Source organism: Enterococcus sp. AZ196 (genome assembly GCF_050498845.1).
In the GTDB taxonomy this organism is placed as follows: Bacteria; Bacillota; Bacilli; order Lactobacillales; family Enterococcaceae; genus Enterococcus_A; species Enterococcus_A murrayae.
Map to the genome: position 1 here is coordinate 38,177 of NZ_JBIPAM010000002.1, position 18,867 is coordinate 57,043.

Consider the following 18,867-nt stretch of genomic DNA (forward strand, 5'->3'; position numbering starts at 1 on the left):
TAGCACCTCATGAAAGCGATAACTATTTATGATTTCAACCTAAAGTTAAACTATTTCACACAAATACTTAGATGAGGTTCATTGGAAAAACATGTTCTGGGCAGTAACATTTTCCCTCTATATGATGATGGTTGAAAAAAAATCCATTTTCATCACAAACTAAAATAGACAGCTTTTTCTGCTTAATCTTGCAATGGTAAAACAAAAACAGAGTATCATCATTTGTATTTGATGACACTCTGTTGATTTTTTTTTAAGATATCCTTTGCTTTTGCAGCACCCCCTCATTCAAGTAACTATCTACTGTCTTCTTAAAGTAATTGATTAGTGGTCCTGTAAAAAAAGCGGTCAAAACCGTTCCCATACCGACTGGTGCGCCTAAAGAAAAGCCTGCTATGACGCAACAAACATCGGTAAAAATTCGAATTTCTCTGTATTTAAATCTTCTTTTTATTTTTTTCTCAAGAACCATTCCTAGCGCATCGTAAGGAGCGATTCCCAGATCAGCCGACATATATACTGCGACTCCAAAACAGCAAAGAACCAGTCCAAGTAACATAGCGATGATCCTCATCCCATAGTTTTCTGGAAGAAGCGAGACAACTTTTAAAAGAAAATCAGATAGATATCCCACAAGGAATATTCCTAAAACAGTTCCCAAGTGAATCAGCTTGGGACTAAACCTTAGCATAACAGCTAATAAAGCAATGTTTGCGATCATCTGAATGAAGCCAAACTCAAGGGATAGAAAATGGCTGATTCCGATATTCATTGTAACGAAAGGATCGGTTCCAAACTGGCTAAATCTCATCCAAGCAATACCAAAACTGATTAGACAGACGCCTAGGACAGTGATGGCTGGCCGAACAAGCACATCATACTTCGAAATTGACATCTTCTTCTAATACACCTTCATTTGTCTTTTGAGTTTTATTTGCTTCACTATGAAATTTGGTTATCCTTTTTGAAAGATCGAGCAATCTTTGTCCCTTTAGTTTGTACCAATTTTTATAGATCAAATAGCTGAAAATCACACAGAAAATCGGAACGATACAAGTCAACAATCTTATCCCTAGAATTGCTGTTGCAGACTGAGCTGCATTAGGCACATAACCTACAATAGATAACCCGACACCAGTCAATAAGCCTGCAACCGCTTGAGAGGATTTCATTAAAAAAGTTTGGGCTGAACAAATAATACTCTCATTTCTGGTACCAAACTTAATTTCACCATAATCGATACAATCAGCAATCGAAACAGTGGTTACACCCAGAGAAAGTCCGGAACCAAATTTTAGGACCAAACCAGCAGCCATGGCAAAAATGGCATTTGTCGGTGCGATAAATCCAGCGACAAATAAAATCAGCAACCCGATTACTGGAAGCAAACATGCTAAGATATAGGTTTTTTCGCGACTGATTTTCCTGCTGATTTTTGGAAACAGCATCAGGCCCAGCATTTCAGCAAAAATAGTGAAAAAGAACAACGAGAACAAGGCCTCATTCCCAGTCACATATTTGAAATAGTAGATCATAAAACCATTCATGATTTGCATGGACAGATTGAAGGTTAAAAGCAGTCCAATAAAAGCCAGCAGCTGATCATTACTTTTAATAACCTGTACCGCTTTCTTCATAGTCAGTTTTGGTGCATTTTGCTGATCAAGTGTCGATGCCTCTGGTACATTTGTCACTGTGATTCCAATAAAAATGATAAACGCAATCGCAATAAGGACAGCAATTAGCTGGAAGCCTTTCATTTGATCGCCGCTGCCTAAAAGATTGACTGCCTGAAGTCCGAAAGTTCCCGTCAACAGACCCGCTAAACTAGCGAATATTCTTGGTAAGACAGAGACTCGTTCTCTTTCTTCTGGATCACTGGTTAGATTTGGCAGCCAAGACCAGTAAGGTACATCCATTACTGTGTAGGTCATACCAAAAATTACATACATAATCGCACAATAAAGATAAAGGCTGCCGCCTGTTAAATTAAATGTGGTAAAAAGTAATACAAAAACAATAGCATTCAATACGGTTCCTATTACTAGCCAAATACGAAATTTTCCGAATCTAGTTCGAGTATTATCAATGATCATTCCCATAACAGGATCATTGATCGCATCCCAGACTCTTGCGCCAAAAAATAGTGTTCCAACAAATGCCGGAGATAGATACAACACATCTGTATAATAAAAAAGCAGAAAAGTATTCACAAAACAAATCACAGCATCTTTACCTAATGCACCCACACCGAATGCATATTTTTCTCTAAACGGAACTTTCATTTTCCTAACTCCCTTCAAATTCGGTATGCGCTTACCTTTGAACTCATTATACGTTTGTGTAAGCGCATTCCATATAGTATAATGTAATCAAAATCAGTGAAAATGTTAGGTGAATATCTTGGAGAAATCTTTTGTTAAAACCTATGCTTTTGATACACAAAAGGACCTGAAGTTGTTGTTTACTGGAAAAGCTGCTTGTGGTGCACTTCATAGCTTTGGTCCGGCAGTTCGTCCCAATTATATTATTCATATTGTCACATCCGGTAAAGGAAGTTATCAGATAGATAATCGGAGATATCAAGTTACTGCAGGACAAGGATTCATTATTCCACCTGATAAGCTAACCTTTTATCAAGCTGATCGAGAGGAGCCATGGAATTACTATTGGGCGGCTTTTACTGGTGAGCTAGCATCACCTTATCTGGAAGGTCTGGGATTTGATAAGAATCATCCAATTTTTTTCGTTGAACACTTAGAAAAAGCTGTTGAGCTCCTCGAAAAAACATTTCTCTTAGATCAAACTTCTGTCTACTCAGAACTGATGCTCTCCGCCTTGCTATATGAATTTTTAGCGCTCCTACAGCAATCAAAAGAGCAGATAGCAACGACAAATCAGGTAACCAACCCCCATGTACAAAATGCGATTGACTACATCAAAGCAAATTACGCCGCTGATATCTCTGTGCAAAGTCTCGCTCATACGCTTTCTCTGAATCGAAGCTATTTGTCCGCTATCTTTAAAAAGGAAATGGACCTGACCTTGCAGCAATACATCACAGAGTACCGTTTGACACGAGCTGCTGAACTCTTGGGAATCAGTGATTTCTCAATTGAAATTGTCGCCGAATACAGCGGTTATCGAGATCCGTTAGTTTTTTCAAAAGCGTTTAAACGAAAATTCAGTCTCACTCCCTCGCAATACCGTAAAAAGATGCAAGAAAGACAGCAACGTTATGATGAAACTGGCCAATCCATTACTTTGACATAACTAAAAAAGGAGTTAAACCAAATAAATTGGTTTAACTCCTTCTTCTATTTTGCTTTAAAAACGATTAACTGAGAGTCAAAGTCATGTGAAGGAACACGTCCATCAATAATCTGACCACAGGATGTATCGCTAGTTATCAATCCTATATTCATTAGTTCATCCCCATAATAAAGATGCGCGTTATCGATTCGCTGATATTGCTGTTCAGGCTCCAGTCCTTTTAAATACAGTCGTTTAAAAGGAGCATTTACCTCATTTAGTATTTTGTAATAACCGACAATGACTGTATTTTTATCTTTAGAAACAACCATCCATGCACAATAATTGGTTTCAAAAGGATTCAACAAACGATAAAACGTTCCTTCTTGAATTACCTTTCGCTGATCCTTCACAAACTCTACCTGCCGACGAATAATTATTCGTTCTTCCTCAGAAAGTGTGTTCAAATCTAATTCATACCCAAAGGAACCAAATAGAGCGACATTCCCACGAGTCTTGAGACACACATTTCGGTAGGATTGTTCATTGGGAACAGCGGAAACGTGTGCTCCCATCATGCTTAACGGATAAACCATCGATGTACCATACTGAATCTTCATTCGTTCAACCGCATCTGTATCATCGCTCGTCCAGCCTTGAGGCGAGTAGTAGAGCATTCCAGGATCAAACCTGCCGCCGCCTGATGCACAAAATTCAAATAGAATATCAGGAAATTCTGTCGTTAATCGCTCATAAATATCATACACACCTAACATGTAACGGTGAAAAACCTCTCCTTGCCTTTCTGGTGGCAGCGCAATGGAATAAGGTTCAGTAATACAACGATTCATATCCCATTTAACATAACTTATGTCCGCTTCCCTCAAAATTTTGGCTATCATCTGATAAATGTAGTCTACAACTTCCGCTCTGCCAAAGTCCAACACATATTGGTGACGACCATGTGATGCCTGTCGGTCTGGCACTTTGATGATCCAATCAGGATGACTGCGAAATAGCTCACTATCCTCATTAACCATTTCTGGTTCAAACCATAAACCAAATAACAAACCCAGTTCATTAATTTTTTGCGCCAACCCTGTAATTCCGTTCGGTAATAGCTCCTTATTGGCTACCCAATCACCTAATCCTGCTCGTTCATGTCTGCGGCCACCAAACCAGCCATCATCTAAGACAAACAGTTCAACACCATCATTTGCAGCAGTCTCGGCAAACTCAAGTAGTTTCTCCTCAGTAAAATCCATGCCGGTCGCTTCCCAATTATTGATTAAGACTGGACGTTCCTTATCACGCCATGCTCCTCGTGCAAGTCGTTCACGATAGAGCTTGTGATACGTTTGGCTCATACCGTTTAAGCCTTCATCACTATAGACCATGACGACTTCTGGTGATTGGAAGGTCTCCCCAGACTTGAGCAGCCAATCAAACTGAAAAGGATTGATTCCCATAGTGACACGAGATACATCATATGTATCTACCTCCACCTGTGCTAAAAAATTACCTGAATAGACAAAACTGAAGCCAAGTACTTCCCCTGTATGTTCTGTACAATCAAGGCGCTTCAATGCGAGAAACGGATTTTGATAATGACTAGAGGAACCCCTTGTACTCTCAATGCTTTGAACACCGGAAACCAGTTTTCTAAACTCAGGAAATCGTTCTCTTCCCCATGAACCTGAAAGCTGTAGCATCTCATACTCGCAATCTGGCAAATCTAAGCTTAAGCTCATCACTTTTTCAAGGTGAAGCTTTTCGACGCCTTTATTGATTATTTGAACAGACCGGCTAATAGCTGAATGCTCTTCAAAAACAGTGTAGCTCAGTACTAGTTCTAAATTTATCAGCTCGTCAAACAGAATAAAATATATAGTGGTCGCTTCTTCCTCTGATTCCGTATATGTCGCCGGTAAGCCTTCGAGCTTTTTCTTTCCCTGATAAATATGATATTCAACAAATTTCAAGGAAACTATGCGACTCCCATTTTCTTGCAAAACAGATACGGCAGGATGACGATAATCCGTTGTTCCATATACCGGATATTCCTGGCGAAGATGCTCCCGAGAGAAATCTACCTCTCCTTTATTGACATATGCCGTGTTAGGTCGATATTCATTTTCAATAAGGTGATAAAAATCTTCTCGATCAGATACTTTCTTCCCATAATATAAATTTCCAAGTGTGCCATCTTCGAGTATCTGGATCAAATAGCTGAGTTTTTGATTGGTCAAATGGAAGAGCTTTCCATTTTGATGAACATTAATTGGCATAAATGATGCCTCCTTTTCAGTTTCTACCAGAATTGTAACCCCTTTCCAAAATGATTTAGAGTACGATTAGTCGGAAAAAACAGTCAATATGTTAGTTGATATATGTTTTTAGAAAAATCTACTATTCCTATAAAATCTCACTCATTTTAGTAAGTCAGAACAACTTAAGCATCTTTTTCACAGAGGCTCCTTCCGATAAATGTGCAACGCTCTTTTATCCATTGTTTATTTGCATCTCTCATACAGCAGCCTTTTAGAGTTTTTCCAAATTTTAATATCCGCAGAAAATAAAAAAAGGACCGGACAATCATCCGATCCTTTTCCATGTTTCATAGCATTGAATTAAACACCCTTAAGCCTCTTGCACTCCTTCACTCTGACTGAGAGCTGCTTGATCAGACTTTTTTTCGATGCGTGTTCCTAACCGAGTAACCAATAACACAACTGCCATCAGACCGCTGATCACGATACCTGCAAGGTAGGAATTTGCTCCAGCTGAGATTTTCGTTGCCGCAAGTAAAATCGGTGCAGCAAATCCGGCTAAAGACGAAATCAATGTGTTCATCGCGATGGCAACAGGAAACTGTTGATGGTTCGCTAAAATTGACAGCTCAAATGGAATCGTCGCATTTACCATTACGATCCCCATCCCTGAAAACATATTTCCAGCGATATGCAGGAATGGATTGTTGAAGAAGACGATGCAGATATAAGACAATGCAAAGGCAATAAATCCCCAAGCCATGGTATCTGTCTTAGTAAGTCGACGAATGTATTTTAGACCAAATGCCGTACAGATTCCGCCGACATTTCCTAAAGCTGTGACCATAGCCGTATAGGCCGTTCCGTTTCCTTTTGAAGACAACAGAAGTGATTGATTTGCCATAAAGATCATCAGACATAAAGAAGTAACAAAGGTGACAATCAGCATTACATAAACATAGCCGTTCAAGCTTCTTACTGTTTTTCCAAAGCTAACAGATTGTCGATTTGAGAGCTCTTCTTCTGATAATTTTCGATCCTTCGGTACTAGCACTAATACGACTAGAAGAATAATAATAGCTGCCCCATACACCCAGAATAAGTTCTGCCAATTTGTACTTCCTAATACTCCGCCAATAGCCGTAAATCCCATCATTCCTAAATTATTAAATCCAACAGCCCACCCCATAACAGATGCGCGCTCTTCCCCTTCAAAATGCTCCTGCAGCAATACTGGTCCGACATTGCTGATCAAGCCCAGACCAAATCCTAGTGCGATCATGCAGGCTAAGATAATATTAAGACTGCTGTTGAAAAAAACCGGCAGCAAACCACTGATTGCTACGATCGCCACCGAAATGACCCCAATATTCTTTCTAGTCATTTTATACGTCAACCAAGTGAAAAGTAACGTTGCTGCCAGCTGTCCTAACTGTGGGATCGAGCTGAGCATTTGTACTTTTGAAATCGGTTCTTGTGGAAAGGATTTAGAGATAGCCGCGATAGCCGCTCCAACGACCGAGCCCGACATCAGTAAAAGGTTCATACTTAAAATACCTAAAGCAAGAGATAATTTTTTCTTATTCATAATAATTGCACTCCTTCATATTTTTGTTTCCGCTTTCAACCAATGAATAAAGTATAGGCTAGAAAAAGCCGCCTCACCATATGCAAAATTCATGCGCTTTGTGGTCTTTTCATAGATGGCTTTTCCGCTGCCTACTTTAGTTTCGAATCACTGCCGTCACTTGAGCATGCTTCGCTGCTGTACGAACGATCGCCAGTGCCTTTCCTTGGAATAGACGAATCGTTTCTAAGCTGTGGGCAGCCTGATTTATTGGATTTCCATTGGCTAATCCAACGATTTCACCGTTTTCGACACGGATCGCTAACAGCTCATCTGCCGTAGGAACTAAACGCTGCTGCTCATCGATTCCCTCTAATTTATAGAGCGTATACTCTGCTCCTTCAAACACTTTCTCGCTTCTAACTGACTGTATCGCAGTGCTGGTCTCATGGCTAGCTTCAGCAACGATTTGACCATTCTCATAAGCTGCCACACTTATTTTCCCTGCCTGATAAGGGACTTCCCAATTCACTATACACTCAGCGACTGGTTTTTTCCCAAAGCTTTTTTCATTGACGAAAAGCTCTACTTCACTAGCATTACTGAACACTCGAATCGCCACAAGGCCATCAGCAGTTTTCTCAAGACCCTCTTCATTCCAATGAGGCATGATATAAAGAACAGGCTCTTTTTTCCAAAACGCTTGATAATAATAGTAATAATCTTTAGGAAAACCGCACAAATCAGCGATGCCAAATTGAGAAGAGATAGCTGGCCAAGCAAATGGTGAAGGCTCCCCATAGTAGTCAAAGGCGGTCCAAAGAAAGACGCCTCCCATATACTGATGTTGAGATAGATACTTCAATACTCTTTCAGGTTTAGCGGTTCCTCCGGCGCCTGGTTCCTCTGGCTGGCGCTTTCCAGGCAGAATCATTGAAAACAACGAACCAAAATTGGAGCACTGGCATTTTTCTTCATTGTCTTTATAGATGCCTCTAGTAGAAAAATAGGAGGCACTTTCCGCACTCATGATCGGAAGCTCCGGATGCTGTTCCTTAATCTTGATTGCGCCTGGTCCCATCGCATCTGCTTCGGGATAATTTACACCTAATACATCATAATTTGCCAAGTAGTTTTCGTTAACTATCCCTTCTGGATTCAGCAATTCGGCCGATACCACGAGGCTTTCATAATTGTTTTGCTTGATGCAGCGAACCAATTTCTTAGCGATTCGGCTTCCCAGATCCGTGTTGCCGATGACCTCTTCATTTGCCACAGACCAAAAACCAATCGAAGCATGCATACGGCTTCTTTTGACCATTCTTTCTAGATCGGCTATTCGCCACGGCGTACTTTCCAGCAAACGATTTTCATTCATTAGAATAATCCCAAAGCGATCGCAGGCCTCCAGCAATTCTTCAGAAGCAAAATGATGCGCACTACGCCAAGCATTGACCCCCATTTCCTTCATTACTTTTACTTTATAATCGATGATATCCTGGGTCAGAGCCACACCCACACCCGCAAAATCCTGATGCTCGCAAACGCCGCGCAGCTCATAGGTCTGTCCATTTAATTTGAAGCCTTGTGTATCATAGCTAAATGTGCGAATACCAAACTTTTTGCGGCATTCATCCGTTTCCATTTGAAAAACGGCTTCGTATAAATAGGGATTTTCTGGAGTCCAAAGTGTTGGGTTCGGCAGAGTAAAGGTTTCTGTTATAGTTTTCTTTTCAAAGGGCTGTAACATCTGTACTCCCAGCTGAAGGATCTGCTCATTGATTCTGATCGTTGGTGCGACCTCGACGGTATCCAGCGAATGATTTTCTATGCATACCTCCGCACCTAAAACAGCCTGCTCAGCATTGACTTCTTTTGTATAAATGTAGGCAGCGGACTGATCAAATGACGTTAGCGGTAAAAATTCCAGCCAGACATCTCGATAGATTCCAGCACCTTCGTACCACCAGCCCTCTGCCCCAGTGGTCGTATCCGCTCTTACCAACAATACATTCGTGCCCTCATCCCCATACCTAGCCATTTCACTAATATCAAAAGAAAACTCTGTGTATCCGCTATCATTATGACCTAAGTAAGCACCATTCAGCCAAACATCCGCAGAGCGCATCACCCCTTCAAAATGCAAAATGATTCTGCTTTGATCAACATAACGATCTGACAACATAAAGGTCTTGCGATAATAGCCGATGCCGTCTTCTTTTGAACCGGACATTAAAAGCTCGGGGTCTTGCTTGTAAGGCTGGCTGATTTTCCAATCATGAGGAAGCGTGACTGCTTGCCAGCTTTGATCTAGTGCAGAATCAAAGTCTGTTCCAGCCAGATTTTTCAATCCTTGAGTCGCATCGCCTCGGGCAATCAGCTTTAAGAAATGTTCACCTCCTGCACCATATTCCACATTCTTTCCAGCCTCTTCATTCAACGGTGCGGTAAAGCCTCCTAAAGCATGCGCTTTTTTAGCGGTCTTTTTAGGCATTCCGACTTCTCCGTAATGAAATAGCCATTGCTGATTTATTTTTTTCTTATCTCGCATCTGTGTTCCTCCTCTGATATTCTTCATTCTAGTTAGTCTGCCGGTGTGATATAATCAAAAATACCGACTTCAAGAAAACGTTTACTGCATTTTCCCGACCTATTGGAGGTGTCCTATGACAAAAAATCCTTTTTCTGAGCTTCATTCTAACGATGCAGAAATCCCTCAGATCAGAACCCATACGCCCATCGCTATTTTTTATAAGCAAAAAATCGGTGAAAAAGTACTTTATACGAAAGTGCAGGATGGCGAAATCGTCGCATTTGAGGATGAAGAATACCAAGCGCTACATAAAAATCAAAGCTTTGAGCTGATGTATGTTTTGCAAGGCGAACTGACGAACTTTATAGAAGATAAGGAATATGTTTTCCGTGCGGGTGAAGGCTGTTTGTTGAACACACAGATTTTGCATCGGGAGATTCTCTCGGATGGCTGTAATGTAGTATTTTTAAACCTATCGCCGACTTTATTGAGGGAACTGTTGTCAAACGACTCTGGTGAGGGGCCGATTTTTCAATTTCTCCAACAAAATCTGCAATCAGATTCTCAATGGAAACGCAGCTACATTGAATTTACCCCATGCCTGCCCTATCAAAGCGCTGGCTTTCATGTGATTATTGATTCGCTGCAATTGGAGGTGGCTACTTCTAAGATTGGCCGCTCTTATTTTCAGCGGGGATTGATTTTGCGCTTATTGGATGCATTAGAAAACACCAATCTTTTTTCGCTGCAGCAAATTGATCTGGATCTTTCCAAAGAAGATTACCTGGTCAATCGCGTGATCCACCTGATTGAAGGCAGCTTCGGCAATATTTCTCGAAAAGAAATCGAAGCGTCTCTGCACTACAATCCTGAGTACCTAAACCGGCTTTTAAAGCGGCAAACGAAAATGACGATCGCCAATTATGCCCAGATGATTCGCACGCAAAAGGCGCAGCAGTTGTTGAATACGACCGATTTAACCATTCAACTGATCGCTGAGCGTTTAGGTTTTTCCAGCGAAGCATACTTTTATCATTATTTTAAAAAACAGACCGGTCTCTCCCCTAATCAATACCGTCAAAAATTTAAGCTCTAAAAAACCGATTGAAGGCGCTCAATCGGTTTTTTTTGCATGAAAAGAATATTTCTCACGATATTCAGTTGGCAGTATTTTTAAATTTTTGCGAAACATCTTATAGAAGTAAGAAGGATTTTCATACCCAACCTTCAGCGCGATTTGTTCAATCGGCGCATTTGTATAAGTCAGATATTCTGCCGCTATATTTACACGCTGCAAATGGACCAGCTTAATGAAGGTGAGTCCTGTGTGCTTTTTTAAATAAGAAGATAAGTAATTTGGATTGAACCCAAAATGCTGAGCCATTTCCTCCAAAGTAATCTGAGCGTAGTTTTTTTCAATATACAAAAGCAGCGACAATAAATTGACAGACGTATCGTCGACGCCTGCGATCACCTCTTGTTCATTGGCGGCCGAACGGATTAAGCGGCCAAATAGTGTTAGCAGCTCCAAACGAATGATTTGATTCGATTGAGTATCAGGGTAGTAATATTCCTGAATAATATCCTCCACCAACAGATGAATCTTAGTATCTTGATGGGTGCGAAACAAACGGTAGATGTTTTCTCCTTGAGTCTCGTTTGAGAGCAACGAGAAAAGCAAAGAGGACACTTTTTTTGTTACTCGATCTTCATACATAAAATGATAATCGTTCAAATTGAAGGCTGTGTCCTTAAGCGTTAGGTTGATTACGACACTCTCGGCTTCGATCGGCTCAACACGATGGATCGTATGATTGCCAATAATAATCAAATCATTTTGTCTTAGCTTCAGCTCATCATTTTTCGTAATGACCGTGCAGCTGCCCACGATAGGAACGATTATTTCTACATAATCGTGTATGTGGTAAGGAATAAAAGATTTTATAGGCTGGACGGAAATCGCAATTGACTGTGGATTGACCTCTAAAGAGTCATCCAACGTGTGAAAGAACTCATATACAGGCTCATTTTTCAACACACCTGCACGCTTTGGCTTCATTTCTGGCCCCAGCTCATCCCAGCTGCGAGGTTGATTTTTCTCTTGCAATATTTTTAATAGCTCGTTCTCCACGATCCTATCCCCTCTCAAAAAAAGACACTTATTCCTTAATAAGTTGAGTAATTACAGGTTTAACTTTCTCAAGTCGTTTTTTTCTATGATGTTCCTTCCGCGCTTCGACTAAACTATCTCATGAATGAATCATTCAAGCAAGACGCAATTGGCGACAAATGAAAGGAGCAGTGAAATGAACACACCTCAGATGTTTTTTCGCAATGGTTCACTTTATTTTTCCAGGCTAGAATGAAAGCGTGAACAAGTATATTTAAATCATTGGAGGCTTATCATTCATGTTAGATCTAGCAAAAAAACCGTATCACTTAACAGAAGAACAAATTCAACTGCTTCACGACAACGTTCAAAAAATGTCCTTAGATGAAAAAATCGGACAGCTCTTTTTTGTCATCGGACAAGACGAGGATCAAGTAGACATTAACGAATTTATTCAAACCTATCGTCCTGGCGGGATGATGTATCGCCCTGCTTCAGCAGAGAAAATCAAGCGGCAATTGGCTACAGCTCAAGAAGCTAGTGAGATTCCCCTATTCTTTTCGGCAAATTTGGAATCTGGCGGAAATGGAATTATTTCTGAAGGCACTTGGTTCGGAATGCCGCTGCAAATCGCAGCAACGAATGACCCAACCCATGCTTACGAACTAGGCAATGTCGCCGGATACGAAGCCGCTCAGGTTGGCTGCAATATGTCGTTTTCACCAATTGTTGATATTGATAAAAATTTCCGCAATCCTATCACGAACACGCGAACCTTTGGCAGCGACCAAGAGCGTGTCATCCAAATGGCAGCGGCCCAAATCAATGGGCTTGAGCAAAATGGTATTTTGCCTGTCATCAAACATTTTCCAGGTGACGGTGTCGATGAGCGTGACCAGCATCTGTTAAGTACAGTCAACTCCTTAACCGCTGACGAATGGATGGACTCCTATGGAAAGATTTATCAAACCTTCATCGACCAAGGGGTTACCAGTATCATGATCGGTCATATCCTGCAACCGGCTTGGGAAAGAAATCTGTCTCCAGAAATAGCGGACGCGGATTTAAAACCTGCTTCTGCTTCAAAACTCTTGATTGACGGACTGTTGCGGGACAAATTGGGCTTTAACGGATTAGCGATCACCGATGCTACACCGATGATCGGCTACAATGCGATTCTGCCTCGTGAAGAGCTGCTGCCAGCAACAATCAATGCGGGAATCGATATGATCCTTTTCAATAAAAATATCGATGAGGATTACGCCTTCATCAAAAAAGCAGTAGAAAATGGCACGCTGAAGCTGGAACGTATCGAAGAAGCCGTTCTTAGAATACTCGCAACTAAGCTGACTCAGGGGTTGTTTGATTCTAAGCTACCTGAAACGTTAGATTTAAACACTGAGGAACACGCGGAAAAAGCAGCCGCCGCAGCAAAAAAATCAGTCACTCTCGTTAAGGATCGTGATCAGCTGCTGCCGATAACAGTGAAACGCTATCCGCGAATTCGCATGGTCGTCTTAGGGGATTCAGATGATGGCGGCTTCAAGGAAGGCGGTCAGGTCTCAGGGCTTTTTCAAAGTCAGCTAGAGTCCCTTGGCTTTGAAGTGAGCTTATATGACCGGCAGCACTTGAACTTCCATGAGATTTTTGAGGAAGGCGTCGCTGAAATGAAGGAAAAGTTTGATTTAGCACTTTACATTGCCAATATCGAAACCGCCAGCAATCAAACAACGACTCGCTTAGATTGGATTCATTTAATGGCCGCTGATGCGCCATGGTTCATGAAGTCGATCCCAACGATTTTTATTTCTACTGCTAATCCTTATCATTTATTTGATATTCCAGCCGTATCTACCTACATCAACACCTATACTGGAAATAAGGAAAGCATTGACGCTGTCATTAGAAAAATGACCGGAACGGAAGCCTTTGAGGGTATCAGCCCGGTTGACCCATTTTGCGGTGACTTAACCGCTAAACAATTATTTTAGGAGTGTGAAAAATGAAGATTTCAAGTATTTTAATCAATCATATGACCGAGCCTGTAGGTTTTCAGCTGGATGATTTACGAATTGAGTTTATCGTTGACGCTGATCATTTTATCGAACTAAACAAACAAGTAACTATTTGGACGAATGACTACAATCAGCCCGTTTATCAAAGCGAGAAACAGCCGTTTGAAAATAATTATTTTGACGTTCCCTTAAAAATGAGTCCACGTACTCGCTATCATGTGGAGATTTCACTTTCTGATGCAGATAACAACCATTTTTCCAAAACAAGCTTTTTTGAGACCGGTAAAATGGACGAAGCGTTTCAGGCAGACTGGATTGCTCATCCAGATAAAACGATTCAGAACACACTTTTTAAAGGCTCCTTCACTCCTAAAGCTAAAGTAGCCAGCGCGCGTTTATATGCGACTGGTTTGGGAATTTATGAAGCTTCTATTGATGGTGAAAAAGTCGGTGACGAGTACCTCACCCCAGGTGTCACAGCCTATGATCAATGGGTTCAAGTTCAAACCTACGATGTTACCGAAGCATTCCAAGGGACCAATAGCCATGAGTTGCTTTTCACTACTGGCGATGGCTGGTACAAAGGAACTTTGGGCTTTGACGGTGGACAGGCGAACATTTATGGCGACCAGCACTGTGTGATTGCTGAATATCATGTAAATTATACAGACGGTACTAGTGAAATTATCACAACGGACGATTCCTGGCTGACAACTAGCGGAAATGTCACAAAATCTGAAATTTATTATGGTGAAGACCTAGATGACACGAAGACACCTGGTGATTGGCAAGCAGCTATTGTATTAAATAAAGAGAAGTCCCTTCTGCAAGACCGCTTAAGTTTGCCGATAAAAATTATGGAACGCCTGTCTGTTCAAGAAATTCTTGAAACACCTGCTGGCGAACAGGTCCTTGATTTTGGACAAAACCAAACGGGTTGGCTGGAATTTTATAACCGAGAACCTAAAGGCACTAAGCTTGTCTTTCAAATGGGAGAAATCCTGCAAAAGGACAACTTTTATCGGGAAAACCTGCGCGAAGCACGAGCGGCTTTTGTCTACATTTCTGATGGTGAGGAAAAATGGGTACGCCCTCACTTCACTTTTTATGGCTATCGTTATGTAAAAGTCGAAGGAAATACCCAATCATTGATGAAGGACGACTTCCAAGCAGCGGTCATCTATTCTGAAATGGCAACAACAGGAAAAATCGAGACAACCAATCAAAAGGTCAATCGTCTTTTTGAAAATATTTTATGGGGACAAAAAGGAAACTTCTTAGACATCCCGACTGATTGTCCGCAACGGGATGAACGGCTAGGCTGGACAGGCGACGCTGAAGTATTCTCCAAAACGGCCGCCTTGAATATGAATGTCTTCCCTTTCTTCAAAAAGTATGCAAAAGATATTGCAGTCGAACAAGAACTGCATGATGGAATGGTGCCTATGTATGCCCCGGCAATGGGAAATTCTGACGGCGGCGCTGCCGTCTGGGGGGATGCAGCAACGATTATCCCTTGGAATATGTACCAAAGCTATGGTGATCCTGCAATCTTGCGCCAAAATTATCCAGCTATGAAGGCTTGGGTCGAATGGATCAAAAAGAACAGCCACACCAATGATTTGTGGACTGGGACCTTTCAATTTGGAGACTGGCTGGCGTTAGATGGTGAAAACCCTGCCTTGCCAACGGGAAAAACAGAAGAAGATTTTATCGCATCAGTCTACTACTATTACTCTAGTACTATCGTAGCCGATACAGCAGAAATTTTGAACCTGCCTAAAGATGCAGCTCACTACCACGAGCAGGCGCAACAAATCAAAGCGGCGATTGTGAAGGAATATATTACTGGAAATGGCCGCTTAGCAATCGATACTCAAACAGCCTATGCGATTGCCTTGTATTTTGAACTAGTTCCTGAGTCACAGCGGCTGCGGGTCGTAAAAGACCTAGTCGCACGATTAAAAAAAGACAACGACCATCTTAAGACCGGCTTTGTTGGTACTCCGTTCATTTGTCAGGTCCTCTCTCAATATGGGTATCATAAACTAGCCGCCAAGATTTTTCTTTTGGAGGATTTTCCAAGCTGGCTCTATGCTGTAAATCTTGGTGCGACAACCGTATGGGAACGCTGGAATTCCGTCCTGCCCGATGGTTCGATGAATCCTGAAGGGATGAATTCTTTGAATCATTACAGTTTCGGGGCAATCATGGAATGGGCTTATAATTATCTTCTAGGCATTCAAAATACGAAACCCGGCTATCAAGAAATGACGTTTGCGCCGCTTTTCGATTATCGTTTGAAACAAGTCAGTGGGCATTTCGACACACCTTATGGAAGAATCGCTGCCGACTATCAAATCGAAGCAGACAAGGAACACACAATCAACATCCATTTGACTGTCCCATTTGGCACTACCGTGAATGTTGAATTGCCTAGATCCGAAAATGCTTCTGTTACAGTAAACGGCGAGCTTAAAACCAACGGACACTTCTCTCTTTCCTGCGGTACGTATGCGATCAGCTATGTTCCTTCTGAAGATTACGTCGAACATTATCACAGCGAAACAACGGCGGCGGAAATCATGGCGGATGCGCTGCTGGTTGAAAAGATCGATGCAATTGACCCTATATTAAATTTCTTTAGAGCCGATCCGGGTGCTGTTCAAGGTGGATTGGGTACTATGTCATTGACTAAACTGAATACCCTCTTACCTTTTATTCAAATTTCACCGGAAAAGCTTGCGCAAATTAATGAAGTATTGGCCTCGACGCCTATTCTAAGTGAACGGGAGGAAGTTTCTCTTGTTTAAAGGCGCTCTATTTGATTTGGATGGTGTCATTGCTGACACCTCCAATTTGCACTTCAAGGCTTGGCAAGATCTTGCAAGAAATTACTTTGCTGCCGAACTGCCCCCAAGTATAGAGGATCAAACGAAGGGAGTAAGCCGCAGCGATTCGCTAAATGTTATTCTGAACTATCTTGATGTTGCCGTTTCCGATAGTATGTTCCACCAATTACTGCTGGAGAAAAATGAACATTACAAGGACTCGCTAAAGCAGTTGTCCCCTAAGAACATTCTACCGGGGATCACGACATTCATAGCTGAACTAAAGCAGCATCACGTGAAGCTCGCATTAGCCTCAGCTAGCTTAAACGGCCCAGTCATTTTGGAAAAATTGGCGTTGAGCGAAGCTTTTGATGCCATTGCTGATCCGAGTAAGGTTCCCTGCGGCAAGCCCGCTCCAGATATATTTATCGCTGCAGCAAAAGCACTGGACCTCCATCCGTCAGAATGTATCGGAATCGAGGATGCCATTGCCGGAATTACTGCTATCAATGAAATCGGCGCATTCTCAGTTGCAGTTGGAGCTAATCCTGAACTGAAGTCCGCTAACCTTCCCTTTCTAACCACATCTGAATTAAAATTGGAGACTATTCGCACAAGCTATAGTCTCTGGCAAAAGGAGCGTTTCCTATGATCGAAAGTTATCAAAATCCAATTTTACGAGGTATGTACCCTGATCCTAGTATCGTCTTAGTGAAGGATACTTATTATATGGTCAATAGTACATTTGAATATTTCCCCGGAATTGCATTAAGCAAAAGCACGGACCTATTAAACTGGACAAAGGTACCTGGAATCACTGAATCGAAAGAACAAGCAGATCTATCGAAGGCTAAGTCAAATGAAGGAATTTTTGCCGTTTGTATTCGCTTTTTTAACGATCATTTCTATGTCATTACAACAAATTTTGCCGAGTTCAAGAACTTTATTATTAAAGGCCGCTTAACCGATACTGACGAAATCATTTGGGAAAAACAGCGAGTAGAAATTGATATTATGGGGATTGACCCTGATCTATATCATGAGAATGGGCGGACCTATGTCACCTTCACTGGGTATATTGACGAGAAAGGGACAAAGGCCATCCAGCAAGCAGAAATCGAGCTTTCAACTGGAAAAATAGTCAGAGGACCAGAAGTCATTAGTATGGGAACTGGGGGACGAGATGTTGAAGGGCCGCATATTATAAAAAGAAACAACTCCTACTACCTTCTTGCCGCTGAAGGCGGTACTGGTGTAGGACATATGATCACGATGTTTCAATCAGAAAATCTTTGGGGACCGTTTGAAGATACAGGTAGCATCAATCCAATCTTTACAAACCGTGATCGGGCAAATGAACCCTTGCAGAACATCGGGCATGCTGACTTGTTTCAAGATGTGCAAGGAAATTGGTGGCTGACATGTTTAGGAACACGGCCTTCGACGATCGGCTTCAAGCAGATTACCAATATGGGACGCGAGACCCTGCTTTACCCAGTCAACTGGGAAGGCGAATGGCCTGAAATCAATAACGGGATTCCAAGCGAAACCGTCGATATGACAGACTTCCCAAAACATCAGAGTGCTCTAACCAATGAACAGAAAGCCGTTGCCTTTTGCGATACCTTCCAACAGCCTGCTTTAAATCCTGAATGGCTAAGCTTACGTGATTCGCTGAAGGAAAATATCGTTTTGCAAAACGACACCTTGACCCTAAAAGGACGTTCAATAGCTATCGAGCAAGAAGCCACCCCCGCCTTTCTCGGAATTCGGCAAACAGAAAAGGCAGAAGCATTCACTGTCGATGTTGCAGACACCACCGCCATCAATAATGGGAAAATTGGTATTTTGAGTTTGATCAATGACAGTCATTTTGCTGCTATCTTGGTAACCAAACAAGAAAATCAGTTTCTTGTCTCTCGCTATCAAAAAGTCGAAGATCTCATCATCGAAGAAAACTTAGGCAAGCTTGAATCAATGCCCAAACAATTCAAATTAATCAATCAACCAGCGACAAAAACCTTCACCGTAACAGATGGGAAAAAAGAGCTGAGCTTTGAAACAAGCTCCCTGCACTTTTCTAATGAAGCGATTGCCGCACTAAACACGGGTGATGTGCAAGGGATTTATGTGTTAGCTGACGCTGAACTTGTCATCAGCAAAGCACAGCGACAGAAAATCGAGGTAGAGTAAAAAATTTCACTACTGACTCAAAGGTCGTTTTGAAAAATACTTAACAAAATGAAACCGAATGGACAATTTACTTTAAATTACTAAAGCAATTTGCCC

At 41.6% G+C, this 18,867-nt stretch carries 12 protein-coding genes; 6 read left to right on the forward strand and 6 right to left on the reverse strand.

Annotated elements, in window-relative coordinates; genetic code table 11:
* Window positions 1–253 precede the first annotated feature (253 nt).
* Both IGI67_RS17980 and melB read right to left on the reverse strand, forming a co-directional pair.
* Entirely contained in the window at window positions 254–895 is a 642-nt protein-coding gene (locus IGI67_RS17980) for a YczE/YyaS/YitT family protein (protein ID WP_429958695.1), read from the reverse strand.
* Complete coding sequence (gene melB / locus IGI67_RS17985) at window positions 876–2,285, reverse strand: melibiose:sodium transporter MelB (RefSeq protein WP_429958696.1); 1,410 nt, start codon at window positions 2,283–2,285, stop codon at window positions 876–878. The genes IGI67_RS17980 and melB overlap by 20 nt, the downstream gene beginning before the upstream one ends.
* Before the next feature lie 118 nt (window positions 2,286–2,403).
* On the opposite strand from melB, the gene IGI67_RS17990 reads away from it, so the two are divergent.
* On the forward strand, window positions 2,404–3,273 hold the full coding sequence (locus IGI67_RS17990) for an AraC family ligand binding domain-containing protein (RefSeq protein ID WP_429958697.1): 870 nt from the start codon (window positions 2,404–2,406) through the stop codon (window positions 3,271–3,273).
* A gap of 44 nt (window positions 3,274–3,317) precedes the next feature.
* Here IGI67_RS17990 and IGI67_RS17995 read toward each other — a convergent pair whose 3' ends face one another.
* The 3 genes from IGI67_RS17995 to IGI67_RS18005 all read right to left on the reverse strand — a co-directional run bounded on the left by IGI67_RS17995 (window position 3,318) and on the right by IGI67_RS18005 (window position 9,640).
* The gene (locus tag IGI67_RS17995) at window positions 3,318–5,540 is read right to left on the reverse strand and encodes an alpha-galactosidase (protein ID WP_429958698.1); all 2,223 of its coding nucleotides are present in this window, start codon (window positions 5,538–5,540) and stop codon (window positions 3,318–3,320) included.
* A gap of 352 nt (window positions 5,541–5,892) precedes the next feature.
* Complete coding sequence (locus tag IGI67_RS18000) at window positions 5,893–7,110, reverse strand: MFS transporter (RefSeq protein ID WP_429958699.1); 1,218 nt, start codon at window positions 7,108–7,110, stop codon at window positions 5,893–5,895.
* A 136-nt stretch (window positions 7,111–7,246) separates the two neighbouring features.
* Window positions 7,247–9,640: a sugar-binding domain-containing protein gene (locus tag IGI67_RS18005; protein WP_429958700.1), complete on the reverse strand. Its 2,394-nt coding sequence runs from the start codon at window positions 9,638–9,640 to the stop codon at window positions 7,247–7,249.
* A gap of 115 nt (window positions 9,641–9,755) precedes the next feature.
* Here IGI67_RS18005 and IGI67_RS18010 point away from each other — a divergent pair, with 115 nt between their 5' ends.
* On the forward strand, window positions 9,756–10,718 hold the full coding sequence (locus tag IGI67_RS18010) for a helix-turn-helix domain-containing protein (RefSeq protein ID WP_429958701.1): 963 nt from the start codon (window positions 9,756–9,758) through the stop codon (window positions 10,716–10,718).
* Window positions 10,719–10,736: 18 nt separating this feature from the next.
* On the opposite strand, the gene IGI67_RS18015 is transcribed toward IGI67_RS18010, so the two are convergent.
* Window positions 10,737–11,753, reverse strand: a complete 1,017-nt coding sequence (locus IGI67_RS18015) for a helix-turn-helix domain-containing protein (RefSeq protein ID WP_207107559.1) — start codon at window positions 11,751–11,753, stop codon at window positions 10,737–10,739.
* 278 nt (window positions 11,754–12,031) lie between these two features.
* On the opposite strand from IGI67_RS18015, the gene IGI67_RS18020 reads away from it, so the two are divergent.
* Genes IGI67_RS18020 through IGI67_RS18035 form a run of 4 tightly spaced genes read left to right on the forward strand, consistent with a single transcriptional unit; the run spans window position 12,032 to window position 18,771 of the window.
* On the forward strand, window positions 12,032–13,723 hold the full coding sequence (locus tag IGI67_RS18020) for a glycoside hydrolase family 3 protein (protein WP_429958702.1): 1,692 nt from the start codon (window positions 12,032–12,034) through the stop codon (window positions 13,721–13,723).
* A gap of 11 nt (window positions 13,724–13,734) precedes the next feature.
* Complete coding sequence (locus tag IGI67_RS18025; RefSeq protein ID WP_429958703.1) at window positions 13,735–16,560, forward strand: family 78 glycoside hydrolase catalytic domain; 2,826 nt, start codon at window positions 13,735–13,737, stop codon at window positions 16,558–16,560.
* Window positions 16,553–17,230, forward strand: a complete 678-nt coding sequence (gene pgmB, locus IGI67_RS18030; RefSeq protein WP_429958704.1) for a beta-phosphoglucomutase — start codon at window positions 16,553–16,555, stop codon at window positions 17,228–17,230. The genes IGI67_RS18025 and pgmB overlap by 8 nt, the downstream gene beginning before the upstream one ends.
* The gene (locus IGI67_RS18035) at window positions 17,227–18,771 is read left to right on the forward strand and encodes a family 43 glycosylhydrolase (protein ID WP_429958705.1); all 1,545 of its coding nucleotides are present in this window, start codon (window positions 17,227–17,229) and stop codon (window positions 18,769–18,771) included. Before pgmB ends, IGI67_RS18035 begins: the two co-directional genes overlap by 4 nt.
* The last annotated feature ends 96 nt before the right edge of the window (window positions 18,772–18,867 follow it).

Coding starts and splice junctions, on each gene's coding strand:
- IGI67_RS17980 (WP_429958695.1), bottom strand. CDS start 895: ATGTCAATTTCGAAGTATGATGTGCTTGTTCGGCCAGCCATCACTGTC.
- melB (WP_429958696.1), bottom strand. CDS start 2,285: ATGAAAGTTCCGTTTAGAGAAAAATATGCATTCGGTGTGGGTGCATTA.
- IGI67_RS17995 (WP_429958698.1), bottom strand. CDS start 5,540: ATGCCAATTAATGTTCATCAAAATGGAAAGCTCTTCCATTTGACCAAT.
- IGI67_RS18000 (WP_429958699.1), bottom strand. CDS start 7,110: ATGAATAAGAAAAAATTATCTCTTGCTTTAGGTATTTTAAGTATGAAC.
- IGI67_RS18005 (WP_429958700.1), bottom strand. CDS start 9,640: ATGCGAGATAAGAAAAAAATAAATCAGCAATGGCTATTTCATTACGGA.
- IGI67_RS18010 (WP_429958701.1), top strand. CDS start 9,756: ATGACAAAAAATCCTTTTTCTGAGCTTCATTCTAACGATGCAGAAATC.
- IGI67_RS18020 (WP_429958702.1), top strand. CDS start 12,032: ATGTTAGATCTAGCAAAAAAACCGTATCACTTAACAGAAGAACAAATT.
- IGI67_RS18025 (WP_429958703.1), top strand. CDS start 13,735: ATGAAGATTTCAAGTATTTTAATCAATCATATGACCGAGCCTGTAGGT.
- IGI67_RS18035 (WP_429958705.1), top strand. CDS start 17,227: ATGATCGAAAGTTATCAAAATCCAATTTTACGAGGTATGTACCCTGAT.